This window comes from Pseudomonas sp. S3_C06 (genome assembly GCF_054667675.1).
On sequence record NZ_CP162747.1, the window covers coordinates 1,604,492 to 1,621,959 of the forward strand.

At 57.3% G+C, this 17,468-nt stretch carries 17 protein-coding genes and 4 tRNA genes; 6 read left to right on the forward strand and 15 right to left on the reverse strand.

Annotated elements, in window-relative coordinates; all coding sequences use genetic code 11:
• Positions 1-18 precede the first annotated feature (18 nt).
• From lon to AB4N44_RS06935, 8 genes are all read right to left on the reverse strand, one after another.
• Positions 19-2,415: an endopeptidase La gene (gene lon / locus AB4N44_RS06900; protein ID WP_127929012.1), complete on the reverse strand. Its 2,397-nt coding sequence runs from the start codon at positions 2,413-2,415 to the stop codon at positions 19-21.
• A gap of 163 nt (positions 2,416-2,578) precedes the next feature.
• Positions 2,579-3,862: an ATP-dependent Clp protease ATP-binding subunit ClpX gene (gene clpX, locus AB4N44_RS06905; RefSeq protein WP_003223632.1), complete on the reverse strand. Its 1,284-nt coding sequence runs from the start codon at positions 3,860-3,862 to the stop codon at positions 2,579-2,581.
• A 112-nt stretch (positions 3,863-3,974) separates the two neighbouring features.
• On the reverse strand, positions 3,975-4,610 hold the full coding sequence (gene clpP / locus AB4N44_RS06910) for an ATP-dependent Clp endopeptidase proteolytic subunit ClpP (protein WP_007951559.1): 636 nt from the start codon (positions 4,608-4,610) through the stop codon (positions 3,975-3,977).
• A 93-nt stretch (positions 4,611-4,703) separates the two neighbouring features.
• Entirely contained in the window at positions 4,704-6,014 is a 1,311-nt protein-coding gene (tig, locus tag AB4N44_RS06915) for a trigger factor (protein ID WP_127929013.1), read from the reverse strand.
• A 402-nt stretch (positions 6,015-6,416) separates the two neighbouring features.
• Positions 6,417-6,492 (reverse strand) — tRNA-His (locus tag AB4N44_RS06920).
• Between the two features lie 77 nt (positions 6,493-6,569).
• Positions 6,570-6,654 (reverse strand) — tRNA-Leu (locus AB4N44_RS06925).
• Between the two features lie 56 nt (positions 6,655-6,710).
• Positions 6,711-6,786: transfer RNA gene (locus AB4N44_RS06930), tRNA-His, on the reverse strand.
• Between the two features lie 32 nt (positions 6,787-6,818).
• Positions 6,819-6,895 (reverse strand) — tRNA-Arg (locus tag AB4N44_RS06935).
• A gap of 275 nt (positions 6,896-7,170) precedes the next feature.
• Here AB4N44_RS06935 and folD point away from each other — a divergent pair.
• Together folD and pbpG are read left to right on the forward strand one after the other, a co-directional pair.
• A complete protein-coding gene (gene folD, locus AB4N44_RS06940) occupies positions 7,171-8,025 on the forward strand; it encodes a bifunctional methylenetetrahydrofolate dehydrogenase/methenyltetrahydrofolate cyclohydrolase FolD (protein WP_038362797.1) in 855 nt (284 codons plus the stop codon).
• A gap of 230 nt (positions 8,026-8,255) precedes the next feature.
• Positions 8,256-9,194, forward strand: coding sequence for a D-alanyl-D-alanine endopeptidase (pbpG, locus tag AB4N44_RS06945; RefSeq protein WP_127929014.1), 939 nt, complete (start codon positions 8,256-8,258; stop codon positions 9,192-9,194).
• Positions 9,195-9,247: 53 nt separating this feature from the next.
• Here pbpG and AB4N44_RS06950 read toward each other — a convergent pair whose 3' ends face one another.
• The 3 genes from AB4N44_RS06950 to AB4N44_RS06960 all read right to left on the reverse strand — a co-directional run bounded on the left by AB4N44_RS06950 (position 9,248) and on the right by AB4N44_RS06960 (position 10,435).
• Positions 9,248-9,454 carry a hypothetical protein gene (locus tag AB4N44_RS06950; protein WP_127929015.1) on the reverse strand — a complete coding sequence of 69 codons (207 nt, stop codon included), beginning with the start codon at positions 9,452-9,454 and terminating at the stop codon, positions 9,248-9,250.
• 12 nt (positions 9,455-9,466) lie between these two features.
• The gene (locus tag AB4N44_RS06955) at positions 9,467-9,673 is read right to left on the reverse strand and encodes a DUF6021 family protein (protein WP_127929016.1); all 207 of its coding nucleotides are present in this window, start codon (positions 9,671-9,673) and stop codon (positions 9,467-9,469) included.
• A gap of 90 nt (positions 9,674-9,763) precedes the next feature.
• Positions 9,764-10,435 carry a peptidase C39 family protein gene (locus tag AB4N44_RS06960; RefSeq protein WP_460109572.1) on the reverse strand — a complete coding sequence of 224 codons (672 nt, stop codon included), beginning with the start codon at positions 10,433-10,435 and terminating at the stop codon, positions 9,764-9,766.
• Between the two features lie 234 nt (positions 10,436-10,669).
• Between AB4N44_RS06960 and AB4N44_RS06965 the strand changes: the two genes are divergently transcribed.
• The gene (locus AB4N44_RS06965) at positions 10,670-10,840 is read left to right on the forward strand and encodes a hypothetical protein (RefSeq protein WP_191629857.1); all 171 of its coding nucleotides are present in this window, start codon (positions 10,670-10,672) and stop codon (positions 10,838-10,840) included.
• A gap of 256 nt (positions 10,841-11,096) precedes the next feature.
• On the opposite strand, the gene AB4N44_RS06970 is transcribed toward AB4N44_RS06965, so the two are convergent.
• A complete protein-coding gene (locus AB4N44_RS06970) occupies positions 11,097-11,846 on the reverse strand; it encodes a TerC family protein (protein ID WP_150751142.1) in 750 nt (249 codons plus the stop codon).
• Positions 11,847-11,875: 29 nt separating this feature from the next.
• Positions 11,876-12,118 (reverse strand): hypothetical protein, encoded by a 243-nt coding sequence (locus AB4N44_RS06975; protein WP_034154673.1) that lies wholly within the window; start codon positions 12,116-12,118, stop codon positions 11,876-11,878.
• Between the two features lie 133 nt (positions 12,119-12,251).
• On the opposite strand from AB4N44_RS06975, the gene nhaR reads away from it, so the two are divergent.
• Entirely contained in the window at positions 12,252-13,151 is a 900-nt protein-coding gene (gene nhaR, locus AB4N44_RS06980) for a transcriptional activator NhaR (RefSeq protein WP_127929019.1), read from the forward strand.
• Here nhaR and AB4N44_RS06985 read toward each other — a convergent pair.
• The gene (locus AB4N44_RS06985; RefSeq protein WP_127929020.1) at positions 13,146-14,309 is read right to left on the reverse strand and encodes an MFS transporter; all 1,164 of its coding nucleotides are present in this window, start codon (positions 14,307-14,309) and stop codon (positions 13,146-13,148) included. The genes nhaR and AB4N44_RS06985 overlap by 6 nt on opposite strands.
• A gap of 336 nt (positions 14,310-14,645) precedes the next feature.
• Here AB4N44_RS06985 and sstT point away from each other — a divergent pair, with 336 nt between their 5' ends.
• Positions 14,646-15,878, forward strand: coding sequence for a serine/threonine transporter SstT (gene sstT, locus AB4N44_RS06990; RefSeq protein ID WP_141128110.1), 1,233 nt, complete (start codon positions 14,646-14,648; stop codon positions 15,876-15,878).
• A gap of 240 nt (positions 15,879-16,118) precedes the next feature.
• Here the strand turns inward: sstT and AB4N44_RS06995 are convergent, their stop codons facing one another.
• Positions 16,119-16,628, reverse strand: coding sequence for a DUF1993 domain-containing protein (locus AB4N44_RS06995; protein ID WP_150652255.1), 510 nt, complete (start codon positions 16,626-16,628; stop codon positions 16,119-16,121).
• Between the two features lie 125 nt (positions 16,629-16,753).
• Here AB4N44_RS06995 and AB4N44_RS07000 point away from each other — a divergent pair, with 125 nt between their 5' ends.
• Positions 16,754-17,401 (forward strand): YceH family protein, encoded by a 648-nt coding sequence (locus AB4N44_RS07000; protein ID WP_110719311.1) that lies wholly within the window; start codon positions 16,754-16,756, stop codon positions 17,399-17,401.
• The last annotated feature ends 67 nt before the right edge of the window (positions 17,402-17,468 follow it).

Here is a 17,468-nt window from a genome sequence, read left to right on the forward strand (position 1 = left end):
CCCCCAGGCAAAAGCATATTAATGCGTGCTAATTCTTTCCTTAGAGTCAGACTCACGTTTTTCGTCCTTGGCAACTATCTCCGGAGCCACATCCGGCAAGGGCTCCGGCGCGTATTGCAGCGCAATTTGCAGGACCTCGTCAATCCATTTAACCGGTTTAATCTGCAGATCCTGCTTGATATTGTCAGGAATCTCCTTCAGATCACGCACGTTCTCTTCCGGAATAATCACGATCTTGATTCCGCCGCGGTGAGCCGCCAGCAGTTTTTCCTTCAGACCACCAATCGCCAGCACTTGACCACGCAGCGTAATCTCGCCCGTCATGGCGACATCAGCGCGCACCGGAATGCCGGTCAATGCCGACACCAGCGCCGTGCACATGCCTACGCCGGCGCTAGGGCCGTCTTTCGGCGTCGCCCCTTCCGGCATGTGGATGTGCGTGTCGCGCTTCTCGTGGAAGTCCAGAGGGATGCCCAGGCTCTTGGCGCGGCTGCGCACCACGGTGAGCGCGGCAGTGATCGATTCGACCATCACGTCGCCCAGCGAACCGGTCTTGATCAACTGACCTTTACCCGGCACAACAGCGGCTTCGATGGTCAGCAATTCGCCGCCCACCTGAGTCCAGGCAAGGCCGGTCACCTGACCGATCTGATCCTGTTGCTCGGCCAGACCGTAACGGAATTTGCGCACACCGAGGAAATGTTCCAGCAGGTCAGCTGTCACTTTCACCGAGAAGCGTTTTTCCATCGCGTGCTCTTTGACCGCTTTGCGGCAGACCTTGGCGATCTGACGCTCGAGGCCACGCACACCCGCTTCACGGGTGTAATAACGGATGATGTCGCGGATCGCTTCTGCATCGAATTCCAGCTCGCCTTTCTTCAGACCATTGGCAGCGATCTGTTTTGGCGAGAGGTATTTGACGGCAATGTTGATCTTCTCGTCTTCGGTGTAGCCCGGCAGACGGATAACTTCCATGCGGTCGAGCAGCGCCGGCGGGATGTTCATCGAGTTCGAGGTGCACAGGAACATCACATCGGAGAGGTCGTAATCGACTTCCAGATAGTGGTCGTTGAAGTTGTGGTTTTGCTCTGGATCGAGCACTTCCAGCAACGCCGACGCCGGATCGCCACGCATGTCGCTGCCCATTTTGTCGATTTCATCGAGCAGGAACAGCGGGTTGCGAACGCCAACCTTTGTCATCTTTTGAATCAATCTTCCCGGCATCGAACCGATGTAAGTCCGGCGGTGACCACGAATTTCCGCTTCATCACGCACGCCACCGAGGGCCATGCGCACGAATTTACGGTTGGTCGCGTGGGCGATCGACTCGGCCAGCGAGGTTTTACCCACGCCTGGAGGACCGACCAGGCACAACACCGGACCTCGGATTTTCTTCACGCGTTTTTGCACGGCGAGGTATTCAAGGATACGTTCCTTGACCTCTTCGAGACCGTAGTGATCGGCATCGAGAATGTCTTCTGCACGCGCCAGGTCCAGGCGTACCTTGCTCTGAGCCTTCCACGGCACCTGCACCAGCCAGTCGATGTACGAGCGCACCACGGTGGCCTCAGCGGACATCGGCGACATTTGCTTGAGCTTGTTCAGCTCGGCAGTGGCTTTGGCCAACGCGTCTTTCGGCAGACCGGCAGCGTCGATACGCTTTTTCAGGTCTTCGATTTCGTTGTGGCCTTCGTCGCTGTCACCGAGTTCTTTCTGAATGGCCTTCATCTGCTCATTCAGGTAGTACTCGCGCTGACTGCGCTCCATTTGCTTTTTGACGCGGCCACGAATGCGTTTTTCGACTTGCAGCAGATCGATCTCGGCATCCAGCAGCGCCAGAACGTGCTCGACCCGGGCCGACAAATCGATGATTTCGAGGATTTCCTGCTTCTGCTCGATTTTCAGCGCCATGTGCGCGGCCATGGTGTCGACCAGACGACCCGGCTCATCAATGCTGTTGAGCGACGACAGGACTTCAGCCGGGACTTTCTTGCCCAACTGTACATATTGTTCGAACTGCGACAGCAGTGTGCGCACGAACACTTCGGATTCGCGCTCGGCGGCGTCGACTTCTTCGATCAACGAGACTTCGGCACGGCAGTGGCCGTCAATTTCGCTGAACCGCTCGACAGTGCCGCGCTGCTCACCCTCAACCAGCACCTTGACGGTGCCGTCAGGCAGCTTGAGCAGTTGCAGAACGGTAGCGATGGTACCTACGCGATAGAGAGCGTCTTCACCGGGATCGTCGTCCGCCGGGTTTCTCTGGGCCAGCAACAGGATCTGCTTGTCGCCCGTCATCGCAGCCTCGAGGGCTTCGATGGATTTCTCGCGCCCCACGAACAGCGGGATAACCATGTGCGGATAAACCACGACATCACGCAATGGCAGGAGAGGCAATTCGATGGTTGTCTTCATGATTTCGCCTCTACGGCGGCCATATGGCCGTAATCAGATGGAATTGAGCTTGAAACCAAGATGGGGGCTGCCTTGAAAAAAAACAAGCGCAAAGCGGGTGTAAAAAACGACATAAAAAAAAAGAGGCCCGAAGGCCCCTTCTTTATTCCAGCAGACTGGACGCTTACGCGTCCGGCGCTGCCTTGGCCGTCGGCTCACTGTTTTCGTAGATATACAGTGGCTTGGACTTGCCTTCGATCACGCTTTCATCGATCACGACTTTGCTCACCTCGGACTGCGAGGGGATTTCATACATCGTATCGAGCAGTACACCTTCGAGAATCGAACGCAGGCCACGGGCACCGGTTTTACGCTCCAGGGCACGCTTGGCGACCGATTTCAGCGCGTCTGTGCGGAACTCCAGATCCACGCCTTCCATCTCGAACAGCTTGGCATACTGTTTGGTCAAAGCATTTTTCGGCTCGGTGAGGATCTGCATCAACGCAGCCTCGTCGAGTTCGTCCAGCGTGGCGAGGACCGGCAGACGACCGACGAATTCCGGGATCAGACCGAACTTGACCAGATCGTCAGGCTCGACTTCACGCAGGGATTCACCGACTTTCTTGCCTTCTTCCTTGCTGCGCACTTCTGCGTTGAAGCCGATGCCGCCCTTGGTGGAACGGTTTTGAATAACCTTTTCCAGACCGGAGAACGCACCACCACAGATGAACAGGATGTTACGGGTGTCGACCTGCAGGAATTCCTGCTGCGGATGCTTGCGGCCACCTTGCGGCGGTACGGAAGCGACCGTGCCTTCGATCAACTTGAGCAAGGCCTGCTGCACGCCTTCACCGGAAACGTCCCGGGTGATCGACGGGTTGTCGGACTTGCGGGAAATCTTGTCGATTTCATCGATGTAGACAATACCCATCTGGGCCTTTTCTACGTCGTAATCGCACTTCTGCAGCAGCTTCTGAATGATGTTCTCGACATCTTCACCTACATAACCCGCCTCGGTGAGGGTAGTTGCGTCGGCGATGGTGAACGGAACGTTCAGCAAGCGGGCCAGTGTTTCGGCCAGCAGGGTTTTACCGGAGCCTGTCGGGCCGATCAGCAGGATGTTGCTCTTGCCGAGTTCGACGTCGTCAGCCTTTTTGTCACGCTGGTTCAGGCGCTTGTAGTGGTTGTACACCGCTACGGCCAAAACCTTTTTCGCACGCTCCTGACCAATGACGTACTGGTCAAGGATGCCGCTGATTTCTTTAGGCGAAGGCAATTTATGCGCGCTGCTTTCGGCCTGGGCTTCCTGCACCTCCTCACGGATGATGTCATTGCACAGGTCGACGCACTCGTCGCAGATAAAGACCGAGGGGCCGGCAATCAATTTGCGCACTTCATGCTGGCTTTTGCCACAGAAGGAGCAATAGAGCAGCTTGCCGTTGTCCTCGCCGTTGCGGGTGTCAGTCATTCGTTCGATCCAAATCCGATAGGCTTGCAACACAAGATGAAGGCTATTGCGGGCTTTTTCAAGCCCGCCGCTGATCAGACAAGCCGACCAAGCCTATTTTGAGCTGCTTATTTTAAGCTGGGCGCTGGTTGATCACTTCGTCGATCAGGCCATATTCCTTCGCAGCTTCTGCACTCATGAAGTTGTCGCGATTGGTATCGCGCTCGATTTCTTCCAGAGTACGCCCGCTGTGCTTGGCCATCAGCGTGTTCAGACGCTCGCGAATGAAGAGGATTTCCTTGGCGTGGATTTCGATGTCCGACGCCTGGCCCTGGAAACCGCCCAGTGGCTGGTGAATCATCACGCGCGAGTTCGGCAGGCAGAAACGCTTGCCCGGGGCACCTGCAGTCAGCAGGAACGCGCCCATGCTGCAAGCCTGACCGATGCAGGTGGTCGATACGTTCGGCTTGATGAACTGCATGGTGTCGTAGATCGACATGCCCGCTGTCACCGAACCGCCCGGAGAGTTGATGTAGAGATGGATGTCCTTGTCCGGGTTTTCCGCTTCAAGGAACAGCAGTTGCGCGCAGATCAGGTTGGCCATGTAGTCCTCTACCGGACCAACCAGAAAGATCACTCGCTCCTTGAGCAGGCGCGAATAGATGTCATAGGCGCGTTCGCCACGAGCAGATTGCTCGACAACCATCGGGACCAGGCCGCCGGCGGCCTGGATATCAGAGTTCTGCTGAATATAAGAATTACGGAACATGCTCTGCAGTCGCTCCCAAATAGTTATGTCTTGAATACGCATAAGCCAGCTCGAGAGCTGGCTTATGGTGTGTACTTCTTAACGCGGAATCAATCAGTCGGCTTTTGGAGCTTCTACCGGCTTGACTGCTTCTTCGTAAGAGACCGCTTTGTCGGTCACACTAGCTTTCTGCAGAACAGTATCCACAACTTGTTCTTCCAGCACAACCGAACGCACTTCGTTCAGTTGCTGCTCGTTCTTGTAGTACCACGACACAACCTGCTCAGGCTCCTGGTAAGCCGAAGCCATTTCCTGAATCATTTCGCGAACGCGAGCTTCGTCAGGCTTCAGGTCGAACTGCTTGACCACTTCGGCCACGATCAGACCCAGCACGACGCGGCGCTTGGCTTGCTCTTCGAACAGCTCGGCCGGCAGTTGATCAGGCTTGATGTTGCCGCCGAACTGCTGAACAGCCTGCACGCGCAGACGGTCAACTTCGTTGGACAGCAGAGCCTTAGGCACTTCGATCGGGTTGGTGGCCAGCAGACCGTCCATTACCTGATTCTTGACCTTGGATTTGATCGCCTGACGCAGTTCACGCTCCATGTTCTTGCGAACTTCGGTGCGGAAACCGTCGATGCCGCTTTCCTTGATGCCGAATTGAGCGAAGAACTCTTCGTTCAGCTCTGGCAGCTTAGGCTCGGACACAGTGTTGACGGTCACGGTGAACTCGGCGGTTTTGCCAGCCAGGTCCAGGTTCTGATAGTCCTCAGGGAAGGTCAGATTCAGAACGCGCTCTTCGCCGGCTTTGGCGCCAACCAGGCCTTCTTCGAAGCCCGGGATCATGCGGCCGGAACCCAGTACCAGCTGAGTGCCTTTGGCGGAGCCGCCAGCGAAGACTTCGCCGTCAACCTTGCCCACGAAATCGATGTTCAGCTGGTCTTCGTTCTGGGCAGCGCGATCGGCCACTTCAAAACGAGTGTTCTGCTTGCGCAGGATGTCGAGCATTTTGTCCAGGTCAGCGTCAGCCACGTCAGCGCTCAGGCGCTCAACGGTGATGCCTTCGAAACCGGCAACGGTGAACTCAGGGAACACTTCGAATACAGCAACGTATTCCAGATCCTTGCCAGCTTCGAGCGACTTAGGCTCGATCGATGGCGAACCAGCAGGGTTCAGCTTCTGCTCAACCACAGCTTCGTAGAAGGAGGACTGGATCACGTCGCCTACAGCTTCCTGGCGAGCATCAGCACCGAAACGGCGCTTGATTTCGCTCATTGGCACTTTGCCTGGACGGAAGCCAGCAATCTTGGCCTTTTGGGCAGTCTGCTGCAGACGCTTGTTGACCTGAGTCTCGATGCGCTCAGCCGGCACGGTGACGCTCATGCGGCGCTCGAGAGCAGTAGTATTTTCAACAGAAACTTGCATGGATATTCCTCGTTGCACAGACGTTAGCCGGCCGTTTCCGACCCCAGAATCAAGGGCATGCATTCTAGTGGGTCAAACTCAAGAAGTCACCCTACTGAAAACGGGTAAAAAAACAGCAGGCATTTTATCGGGACCGCCACACTAGTGCAGCGCGCCCCACAGGCGAATACAACCAATCTCGCCAGGGCTCTGCGCCAACCGCTTCTATATATAGAAGAGACTGCCAATCACTCCCTGACGGCCGTTCTTGCAAGCAAGCCCGGCGAGCAGCGCTGCATCATCGAGCAACATAAATACGACGAAGCGCCCTGCCCTTGCACCTGGAAACCGACAATCGCCGGTTTTCAGAACCGCTAAAACAAAAAAGGCGCCAGACTGTTAAATCTGGCGCCTTTCGAAATATGGGGTGGACGATGGGGATCGAACCCACGACAACGGGAGTCACAATCCCGTGCTCTACCAACTGAGCTACGCCCACCATATTGCGTAACAAAAAAGCCAAACAACTTCTTTGTTGGAACCTCACCAGCCCGAAGACATGAATGAAGCTTTAATTGGTGCGGATGAAGAGACTCGAACTCTTACGCCTCGCGGCGCTGGAACCTAAATCCAGTGTGTCTACCAATTCCACCACATCCGCAGGTGAAGCTTTAAAGCAAAGGCGCCAGACTGTTACATCTGGCGCCTTTCGAAATATGGGGTGGACGATGGGGATCGAACCCACGACAACGGGAGTCACAATCCCGTGCTCTACCAACTGAGCTACGCCCACCATATCGCGTTACTTGTGCCAAAGCTGCCTAATGGCGCACCCGGCAGGACTCGAACCTGCGACCATCCGCTTAGAAGGCGGATGCTCTATCCAGCTGAGCTACGGGCGCCTTATTAATCTGTACTCTTAAAGGACTACAAACTAAGTGCTTTCCAGTGTCGAAGAACCTTGATTCCGCTTCACCTTCTTAACCAGTGCTAGGCTGTGCCCGACAAGTGCGACGAATAGTATAGAGCGCTCCGAAGGTCGTCAAATCCTTTTTGAAAAAAATTCATTTAATTAAAGGAGTTAGAGGAATTTGCTGACCAAGCGCCTTTGCCCTCACCGCTCGACATGCGAGAATGCGTTCTCATTTTTTCCCCTCTCGATGGTTAATCACGCGCAATGACTGCACAACTAATCGACGGCAAATCGATCGCCGCCAGCCTGCGCCAGCAGATCGCCCAACGAGTTGCCGAGCGTCGCCAGCAAGGCCTGCGCACTCCCGGCCTCGCGGTGATCCTGGTCGGCAGCGATCCTGCCTCTCAGGTTTATGTCTCGCACAAGCGTAAAGACTGTGAAGAGGTTGGCTTCCTCTCTCAAGCCTACGACCTGCCCTCCGACACCACGCAAGACGCGCTGACCGATCTGATCGATCGCCTCAATGACGACCCTGCAATCGACGGCATCCTGCTTCAGTTGCCACTGCCCGAGCACCTGGACGCCTCCAAACTGCTGGAGCGTATCCGCCCGGACAAAGACGTCGACGGCTTCCATCCTTATAACGTCGGCCGCTTGGCCCAGCGCATTCCGCTGCTGCGTCCATGCACACCTAAAGGCATCATGACGCTGCTGGAAAGCACCGGTGCTGATCTTTATGGCATGGACGCAGTGGTTGTCGGCGCTTCCAACATCGTCGGTCGCCCGATGGCGATGGAATTGCTGCTGGCCGGCTGCACCGTGACCGTGACTCACCGCTTCACCAAGGATCTGGCCGGCCACGTCGGTCGTGCCGATCTGGTGGTAGTGGCCGCCGGCAAGCCGGGCCTGGTCAAAGGCGAGTGGATCAAGGAAGGCGCGATCGTGATCGACGTCGGCATCAACCGTCAGGACGACGGCAAACTGGTCGGTGACGTTGTTTACGAAACCGCCCTGCCCCGCGCTGGCTGGATCACTCCGGTGCCGGGCGGCGTCGGTCCGATGACCCGTGCCTGCCTGCTGGAAAACACCCTTTATGCGGCAGAAACCCTGCACGCCTGATCGGTACTTTCAGCAATAAGAAAAACCCGCCTTGTGCGGGTTTTTTCATGCCTGAGAAAAAACTGTAACCGTTCGCCGGAAACCCCTCTTTTTACAGGCCTTTTCACGAGATTTTCAGGTCACTCAAACAACCATCGACAGATCTTCAGCCATACTCCTAGAATGCGACGCTTTGAAGAAATAACCCGTTACAAACTAACGGAATATCCAACCTTTGTGAGTTCGCCCGCGTGAAAATTCGTCTCTCGATTCTGAGCCTGTTTTTTGCAGTTTCAGGCACTTTCATCACGCCAACGATCAACGCTGCGGAAACCACCGCTGCCCCACGTGACGCTTCGACCCTGAAGATCGCCTCCGGCAGCGCACTGCTCATGGATATGCAGACCAATAAAGTCATCTACTCCAGCAACCCTGACGTGATCGTGCCGATCGCCTCTGTCAGCAAGTTGATGACCGGACTGGTTGTGGTTGAAGCCCGGCAGAACATGGACGAATGGATCAATGTCGATATCAGCAACACACCGGAAATGAGGGGTGTGTTCTCCCGAGTCAAACTCAAGAGTGAACTGCCGCGTCGCGAGATGTTGCTGATCGCCTTGATGTCTTCGGAGAACCGCGCGGCTGCCAGCCTTGCGCACCACTATCCGGGCGGTTACGCCGCCTTTATCGCGGCGATGAATGCCAAGGCCAAGGCACTGGGCATGACCAGTACGCACTTCGTCGAGCCGACAGGCCTGTCGGAGCGTAACGTTTCCACCGCCCGCGACCTGAGCAAGCTGCTGGTGGCCGCGCATAAGTACCCGCTACTCAGCGAACTCAGCACTACCAAGGAAAAGACCGTGTCGTTCCGCAAACCCAATTACACCCTGGGTTTCCGCAATACCGATCACTTGGTCAATAAAGCCGACTGGGACATCAAGATCACCAAAACCGGCTTCACCAACCCCGCCGGTCATTGCCTGGTGCTGGTGACGAAAATGGGCAATCGCCCGGTCGCGTTGGTAATTCTCGACGCGTTCGGCAAGTACACCCACTTTGCCGATGCCAGCCGTATTCGCAGTTGGGTGGAAACTGGCAGGAGCGCCAACGTTCCTGCAGTGGCTCAGCAATACAAGGCCGAGAAAAACCTCAAGTCGCGCCAGAGCGGTGTGGTTGAAGCTTCCAAGTAATCCGTCGCACAAGAAAAAGCCCCGAATCCTCGGGGCTTTTTTTCACCTGTAAATCAGTCATTCGGCAGCGGCATCTTGTCGTCATCGGGAATGCCATCGCCTGCACTCGGATCCCGTGCAGGCTCGGGTGTCAGCACATTAGGCCGAGCCATCGGGTCACGCATCGGGCTGTCCGGATCCAGCACCGGATCAATCTCTGGCTCCGGCGTTGTAGGTACGCTGTCCGGTTTTTGGTCATCGAAGCTTGAATCGGTACTCATACGCACCTCACATCAAGGTTTCAGATTGGCTAACGGGTCATAAGGTTTGGCCGGTTTCTTGTCGTCCTCACCAGGCTTCACGTCTTTCGGCGCTTTGGCTGGGCCCACCGGGTCGACTTGCGGATCGTCAACATCCGGCGAATCCGGGTCAAAGCCCAGATCATGACCCGAAGAATGTTCGGTCGAATGCGGCCCTTTCGGGGATGGGGAATCTGCCATGTTCGCCTCCTGATTCACCCGCAAACAACGGGCTCTATAGATAGGAGGCGTGCCGGGCGCCGTGGTGCCCGGCAGATGACGAACGGGAACTCAGTGCGCCGTCAGGGCCTTGCGCGCCTGCGCGGCTTCATTTTCCTGACCGGCCTGGGCCAGTTCATCGGCCGCTTTGAGCCAGCGTTGCCGGTCGACGGCTGCCGGAATCTGCGACGGCTTCTGAATCAGCACGGCCCAGCCACCAGACTTTTCCAGCGCCGATTCAAAGGAACTGAAACTCATCAATTCGCGGCGGTTCATGCCGGCGCGCAGCAGTACCTTCTGTTTGTTGCGGTCATAACCGGACAGGATCGCGTACCGCGACTCGGCCCAGAACGCCGAACCCTCGCTGAAACGCACCATCACCGGATAACCCGCCGCCACTTGCGTCAACAGCGCAGGAAGATTGCTGTCCAGGGGATAAACCACCATGCCGTAGTCGCGGGCAAGGTTCTGGATATTCTGCTGCAGTTTGTCTTCGGCGCCCGGCAGGTGCAGTGGTTTTTCCAGCAAGCCCGGGGTGATCACGATGCCTTGCTGCGACAGGAGACTGGCCAGCACTTGCGGCCCGCTCTGATTGGCTTCGCCGCGATAGAACGTACCGCTCAGTTCAACTCGCTCCGGCAGACGCTTGACCTCGGGCGCCACACTGCCTGCACATCCGGCCAACACCGCCGCGCAACCGGCCACCAGCAGCGCCGCACGAATTCGAGAAAATACCTGCACCATCGTCACTCTCTGTTCAGACGCCGGTCATCGTGTTCCGGCAACGCCTGCGATCATAGGGCCGCGCCAGGCTGCGGTATAGCCTTAAGCGGCAGACACTTCGATTGCATAGAGCAAACTGATTGGTCGCCACCGACCTTTGGTCAATAGTCTGCAACACCCCATTGTCTAGACTGTCACTGAAACAGAGCGAATTGAAAAAGTGGGTGCCCGAAGCAGGGCGAAGAGGAGGCACTGATGAGCCTGACCATGACTATTGTGATGTTGATTGCCGGCTGGCTGGCCGTGGCTGCCGCCATGTTGTGGGGGGTGCTACGGATTTCGCGGCGCCATCATCACCATCCGGTTCAGCCTGCTGCGGCTGAGAAAGCCGAGGAACACCGCGTGAGGCATGCTACTGCGCACTGAGGTTCAACATCAAAAGCGAAAAGCCCCTCACCCTAGCCCTCTCCCCGAGGGAGAGGGGACTGACCGAGTCGCTATTGAGAAGTACATCGACCTGAGATATCGAGCCGAACTCAGGTTTAAAAACCACGCAGATCGGCTCCCTCTCCCTCGGGAGAGGGCTGGGGTGAGGGGCTGGTTCTATTCGACACGGCAAATCTCGAATCAAAAAAAACCGCCTGATCCCTAAGAGTTCAGGCGGTTTTTGTACTTTCAGCAGTTACACCTGCTCAGCCAACTTCTTCTGCCTAGCCCTGCGAGACATCATGTTCAGCACTTCAATCGAAGCCGAGAATGCCATCGCTGCATACACATAACCTTTCGGTACATGGGCGCCGAAGCCTTCGGCGATCAGGGTCATACCGATCATGATCAGGAAGCCCAGAGCCAGCATCACCACCGTCGGGTTGTCGTTGATGAACTTGGCCAGCGGTTCAGCGGCAAACAGCATCACCAGCACCGACACCACCACCGCGATGATCATGATCGGCAAGTGTTCGGTCATGCCGACCGCAGTAATGATGCTGTCGATCGAGAACACCATGTCGAGCATCAGGATCTGGCCAATAGCGGCAGCGAAACCCAGGGTAACCGTCGAGGTCGCCGACTTCGGATCTTCCGGTGCCGGGTCCATGCTGTGATGGATCTCGGTCGTGGCTTTCCAGACCAGGAACAGACCACCGGCGATCAGGATCATGTCTTTCCAGGAGAAGGCCTGGCCAAGAATCTCGATCACCGGCGCGGTCAACTGCACGATGAAGGCGATGGTGCTCAACAGCGCCAGACGCAGGATCAACGCCATGCCGATACCGATCCGGCGCGCCTTCTGCTGGTACTGCTTGGGCAATTTGTTGGTCAGGATCGAGATAAAGATCAGGTTATCGATGCCGAGCACGATTTCCATCACCACCAATGTGGCCAAAGCAACCCAAGCGGTGGGGCTGGCGGCGAGCTGTAACAGATATTCCATGGGTCAGTCCTGACTCTGTGTAAGACGAATTAGATGGTCTTGGAGGAAGATTCGGAGTTTTCCGCGTCTTTTTCCGGTGTTTCTTTCTTCTCGATCAACCCGCCGGTGGCATCACTCAGGGCTTGTTCGGCGGCCTTGTGCGTGTCGTCGATCGCTTGCTTGGCGCTTTCGGCGGCTTTGCCCATCAGTTGCTGGGCGCTTTTTTCAGCCTGATCGCAACCGGCCAGAAGCAGTAAAGACGTAAACATCAATGCTGGGATTGTGTATTTCATAAAGTTTCCTTCGAATGAACAGACAGGCTCACAGACCGGCCGTCGATGGCTGGGCATTCTAGGGAGACAAACACTTCAGGAAAATTCGTATTTTTAGCGGCTATACTTCGATTTTCACGAACTGTAGACCGCCATGCTCAACTACCGACAACTGCATTACTTCTGGGTCGTGGCCAAGACCGGCAGCATCGTGCGCGCCTGCGAGCAACTGAACCTGACACCACAGACCATCAGCGGGCAGATTTCCCTGCTCGAACAGACTTATGGCATCGAGTTATTCAGACGCGTAGGCCGGCAACTGGAGTTGACCGAAGCCGGGCGACAAGCCCTGCCCTACGCCGAGCAGATGTTCCAGCTCGGCGGCGAACTGGAACTGATGCTGCGCGCCCAGCCCAACGAACAGCAGATTCTGTTCCGCGTTGGCGTGGCGGATGTGGTGCCGAAATCCATCGTCTACCGCCTGATTGCGCCGACCATGGAGCTGAACGAGCCGCTGCGCATCACCTGCCGCGAAGACAAACTCGAACGCTTGCTGGCCGATCTGGCCATCCAGCGTCTGGACCTGGTGATTTCCGACAGCCCGATGCCCTCGCACCTCGATATCAAGGGCTACAGCCAGAAGCTCGGCGAGTGCGGGATCAGTTTCTTCGCCACCCCGGAACTGGCAGCCAGATACGGTCAGGACTTCCCGCGCAGCCTGCACGGCGCACCGCTATTGATTCCCGGGCCGGAAACCGTGGTGCGCAGCCGCTTGCAGCGCTGGTTTGCCGAGCAGCAGATCCAGCCGCAAATCGTCGGCGAGTTTGATGACAGTGCCTTGATGCAGGCGTTCGGCCAATCCGGCAGCGGGATTTTTATCGGCCCGAGCGTGATTGCCGATGAAGTGAAGCGCCAGTACGGCGTCGAGCTGATTGGCCAGACCGACGCGGTGACCGAGTCGTTCTATGCCATTTCGGTGGAGCGCAAGGTCAAGCACCCCGGCATCGTTGCGATTACCGAAGGTGCCCGACGCGAGCTGTTTACTGCGTTATGAGGCCTCGGCGCACATTTCGCGCGGCTTGAGCGTCATCAACACCATGGCGAGGAACACCGACAGCAGAATGAAGCCGGCGGCGGCAAAGCCGAGGAAGCCCAGACCCGCACTGTCGATGACCCGGCCACCGACAATGGCGCCCAGACCGATCCCCAGATTGGCCCCGGCGATGTTCAGCGAAGCAGCAAAGGCCGGCGCTTCCGGCGCGGCTTTCATCAGGCGCACATGGCTGACCAGGAACAACGCGGCCTGGGTGATACCCCAGATCCCCATCGCCACCGCCAGCCCCAGCGGCGAATGAATGTTCGGCACCAGCGAGACCATGCCGGCAATCATGAACGCACAGAACAACACCGATGCCCCCAACGGATGGCGGTCGACCGCACGACCACCCAGCGAGTTGCCGATCAACCCGACCGCGCCGAAGGCCATCAGGCACCAACCGACCACGGTGCCGTTGAAGCCGGCGAGGCGCTCAAGAATGTCGGCCAGATACGTGTAAGCAGTAAACATGCCGCTGAACACCAGAATCGACAGCAGGATATGGCCGATCATCAACGGGCTGCGCAGGATCTTGAACTGCGAGCGGAAGCTGACCTGATGCTGGTGCAGGCTGGTTTTCGGCAAGTAGACAAACAGCAACAAAGCCTTGGCAAAGGCTATCACCGCCAGAATGCCAAAGGCACTGCGCCAGCCGAAGGCGTCGGAAATCAGCGTGCCGACCGGAATGCCGAACACCGTGGCGCAGACAATGCCGAAGCCGATTTTGGCGATCGCACGACCGGCGAAATCCGGGCCGACGATGTCCACTGCCGTCTCACTGGCCAAGGCCCAAAACACCGGCAGACCGAGCGCCGGAATCAATCGGGCAATTGCCATCACCCAGATGTTCGGCGCCAACGCCGCCACGGTATTGGCCAGGCCAAACATGATCAGGATGCTGATAAACAGTTTGCGCCGCTCGAAGCGGGCGAAATATGCGGTCAGGAAAGGCCCGAACATCGCCACGGTAAAAGCGAACAGCGTCACCAGCAGCCCGGCCTGCGGGATGGTGACTGCGAGGTCTCGGGCAATCGCCGGCAACAGGCCGACGATGACGAATTCCGTGGTCAGCACCGTGAACCCGGCGGCGGACAACAGAAGAATGGGCAACAGCATGCGCAACTCCAGCAAAACGACGACACCAGCGTTGACCCGGAGGCCCGCTGGCAGAGTTTGAAAATAAGGATGCGCAATCTTAACAGAGTGTGTCCGGGCTGACTTGCACAAACCTGTCGACTTTGTTGCCTGATCCGGTGGCAGATCGTCACAGGCCTGAAGGATAAGGCCCACGCTGTGATAAAGTCCGCGCCCTGAAAAACGTACAGCTTATTCAACGACCGGTTTATTGGCGTTGATCTCGCGTCAGCCCTTTCGGTGCGTGACGGTGGTCTGCCCCCGATGTCCACCGCCCTCACGCCACCTTGCACCCTATAAAAAATCAGAGATGCCGTTATGACTGCTTCGTCCCCTTCTCTATTGCAGCGCCTGAAGAACCTGAGCCTGGTCGCCCAGATCCTGATCGGCCTGATTGCCGGTATCGCTCTGGCGATGTTCGCCCCGCAAGTGGCAAAAGACACCGCGTTCATTGGCAAAGTGTTCGTGTCGGCGTTGAAAGCCGTCGCGCCGATTCTGGTGTTCGTGCTGGTAATGGCCTCTATTGCCAACCACAAGCACGGCCAGGAAACCCACATCCGCCCGATTCTGTTCCTCTATCTGCTGGGTACCTTCGCCGCAGCAGTGGTGGCCGTCGTTGCCAGCATGGCGTTCCCGTCGCACCTGGTGCTGTCCACCGAGAACGTTGCGGTCACTGCGCCCGGCGGCATTGGTGAAGTGTTGCAAAGTCTGTTGCTGAGCGTGGTCGACAATCCGGTGAAGGCGCTGATCGAAGCCAACTTCATCGGCATTCTGGCCTGGGCGATCGGCATGGGCGTCGCGATTCGCCATGCCGGTGACACCACCCGCGAAGTGCTGGGCGATCTGTCCAACGGCGTGACCTTGATCGTGCGTGTGGTGATTCGCTTTGCACCGCTGGGCATTTTCGGTCTGGTCGCTTCGACACTGGCCACCTCCGGTTTCGGCGCTCTGATCGGTTATGCGCACCTGCTGGCCGTGCTGCTCGGTTGCATGCTGTTCGTGGCGCTGGTGATGAACCCGCTGATCGTGTTCTGGAAGCTGCGTCGCAACCCGTACCCGCTGACCCTCAAGTGCCTGCGTGAAAGCGGTATCACCGCGTTCTTCACCCGCAGCTCGGCGGCGAACATTCCGGTGAATCTGGAGTTGAGCAAGCGCCTTGGCCTGCATGAAGACACTTACTCGGTGTCGATTCCGCTGGGCGCGACCATCAACATGGCCGGCGCGGCGATCACCATTACCGTGCTGACCCTGGCGGCCGTGCATACATTGGGTATTGCCGTGGATATTCCTACGGCGATTTTGCTCAGCGTTGTCGCCGCCATTTGCGCCTGTGGCGCGTCGGGTGTGGCGGGTGGATCGCTGTTGCTGATTCCGTTGGCGTGCAGCTTGTTCGGGATTCCGAGCGAGATTGCCATGCAGGTGGTGGCGGTCGGTTTCATTATTGGCGTGTTGCAGGATTCGGCAGAGACCGCGCTGAACTCGTCGACTGATGTGCTGTTTACCGCTGCGGCTTGCCTGGGTGAAGAAGCGAAAGCCCAACGCACGGCTTGATATTCGCTGTAATCAAAAGCCCGCCATGGTGTGAACCTTGGCGGGCTTTTTTGTGACTGAGATCTTTTCCCCCTCACCCCAACCCTCTCCCCCAAGGGGGCGAGGGGGAAAGGGGGCAGACCGAGTGCTGTTCAAAACCTGAGTTCGACTTGATATTTCAGGTCGGCGTATCCCGAACAAACAACGCGATCAGTCCCCTCTCCCTCCGGGAGAGGGCTAGGGTGAGGGGCTTCTGGCGATTTAGAACGCGCCCATGTAATCACGCTTGCCCACTTCAACACCGTTATGACGCAGCAACGCATAAGTAGTGGTGACGTGGAAGAAGAACTGCGGCAGGCCATAAGTCAGCAAGTACGACTGGCCACTGAAGCGCTTCTCTTTTGGCGTGCCCGGACGAGTAACGATTTCGATGCCTTCCTTGCCGTCGATCTGCTCTGGCTTGATCTCGCCAATGTAGGCCAGCACCTTGGCGATCAAGGCTTGCAGCTCGGCGAAGGTGGTTTCGGTATCGTCGTACTTCGGCACTTCGACTTCAGCCAGACGTGAGGAAACGCCCTTGGCGAAGTCGACAGCGATCTGCACCTGGCGGGTCAGCGGGAACATGTCCGGGTACAGACGTGCCTGCAGGAAGGCGTTCGGGTCGATGTTTTTCTCGGTGGCGTGGGCTTCAGCCTTTTTCAGTACATCGCTCAGGGCGTTGAGCATCTGTTGAAAAACCGGGACGGATGCGGCGTACAGGGAAATGGTCATGGCAGTCTCGAGTAGTGGCTGGGTGGAACAAGGAGGCGATTATAGCCATGCTTGATGACCACACGGCTTGCCTTTTGTTTGGCAAGGATTAGGCTAGGCGCCTTCGACTGCAAAGGGAACGCGCGATGACCACTGAACCAGAATCCACCTTCGACGAGCCACGGCTCAATGCCACGGAAATCCGCATCCTCGGCTCGTTGATCGAGAAACAGGCAACCAGTCCGGAAACCTATCCGCTGACCCTTAATGCGCTGGTCACGGCGTGCAATCAGAAAACCAGCCGCGAACCGGTGATGAACCTGACTCAGGGTCAGGTCGGGCAGAGCTTGCGCGCACTGGAAGGTCGCGGTTTCGCCAAACTGGTGATGGGCAGTCGCGCCGACCGCTGGGAGCACAAGGTCGACAAGGCACTGGAACTGGTGCCGGCGCAGGTGATTCTCAGCGGTTTGATGTTTTTGCGTGGCCCGCAGACCGTCAATGAGCTGCTGACCCGCAGTGGCCGCATGCATGAATTTGAAGACACCGAGCAAGTGGTGCATCAGCTTGAGCGCTTGATTGCGCGCGGGTTGGCCGTGTTGATTCCGCGCCAGGCCGGGCAACGTGAAGATCGTTACACCCATGCGCTGGGTGATCCGGCGGATATCGAGGCGATCATGGCGGCACGGCAGAATCCGTCGGATCGCGGTGCGAGCAGTGGTGTTTCGGTTGAGCGTATTGAAGAACTGGAAGCGCGGATCGCAGCGCTGGAAGAGCGCCTGGCCCGCCTCGAATAACCACCACCGTTTTATTGTGGGAGCGAGCCTGCTCGCGAAGAGGTTCTGTCAGCTACATCATTTTTGA

Bases quoted from the DNA above. Each gene is read 5' to 3' on its own strand.
- clpX (WP_003223632.1), bottom strand. From the start codon at position 3,862: ATGACTGACACCCGCAACGGCGAGGACAACGGCAAGCTGCTCTATTGC.
- AB4N44_RS06985 (WP_127929020.1), bottom strand. From the start codon at position 14,309: ATGCTGTTGCCCATTCTTCTGTTGTCCGCCGCCGGGTTCACGGTGCTG.
- sstT (WP_141128110.1), top strand. From the start codon at position 14,646: ATGACTGCTTCGTCCCCTTCTCTATTGCAGCGCCTGAAGAACCTGAGC.
- AB4N44_RS07000 (WP_110719311.1), top strand. From the start codon at position 16,754: ATGACCACTGAACCAGAATCCACCTTCGACGAGCCACGGCTCAATGCC.
- nhaR (WP_127929019.1), top strand. From the start codon at position 12,252: ATGCTCAACTACCGACAACTGCATTACTTCTGGGTCGTGGCCAAGACC.
- AB4N44_RS06975 (WP_034154673.1), bottom strand. From the start codon at position 12,118: ATGAAATACACAATCCCAGCATTGATGTTTACGTCTTTACTGCTTCTG.
- folD (WP_038362797.1), top strand. From the start codon at position 7,171: ATGACTGCACAACTAATCGACGGCAAATCGATCGCCGCCAGCCTGCGC.
- AB4N44_RS06970 (WP_150751142.1), bottom strand. From the start codon at position 11,846: ATGGAATATCTGTTACAGCTCGCCGCCAGCCCCACCGCTTGGGTTGCT.
- lon (WP_127929012.1), bottom strand. From the start codon at position 2,415: ATGAAGACAACCATCGAATTGCCTCTCCTGCCATTGCGTGATGTCGTG.
- AB4N44_RS06960 (WP_460109572.1), bottom strand. From the start codon at position 10,435: ATGGTGCAGGTATTTTCTCGAATTCGTGCGGCGCTGCTGGTGGCCGGT.
- AB4N44_RS06950 (WP_127929015.1), bottom strand. From the start codon at position 9,454: ATGAGTACCGATTCAAGCTTCGATGACCAAAAACCGGACAGCGTACCT.
- AB4N44_RS06965 (WP_191629857.1), top strand. From the start codon at position 10,670: ATGAGCCTGACCATGACTATTGTGATGTTGATTGCCGGCTGGCTGGCC.
- AB4N44_RS06995 (WP_150652255.1), bottom strand. From the start codon at position 16,628: ATGACCATTTCCCTGTACGCCGCATCCGTCCCGGTTTTTCAACAGATG.
- tig (WP_127929013.1), bottom strand. From the start codon at position 6,014: ATGCAAGTTTCTGTTGAAAATACTACTGCTCTCGAGCGCCGCATGAGC.
- clpP (WP_007951559.1), bottom strand. From the start codon at position 4,610: ATGTTCCGTAATTCTTATATTCAGCAGAACTCTGATATCCAGGCCGCC.
- AB4N44_RS06955 (WP_127929016.1), bottom strand. From the start codon at position 9,673: ATGGCAGATTCCCCATCCCCGAAAGGGCCGCATTCGACCGAACATTCT.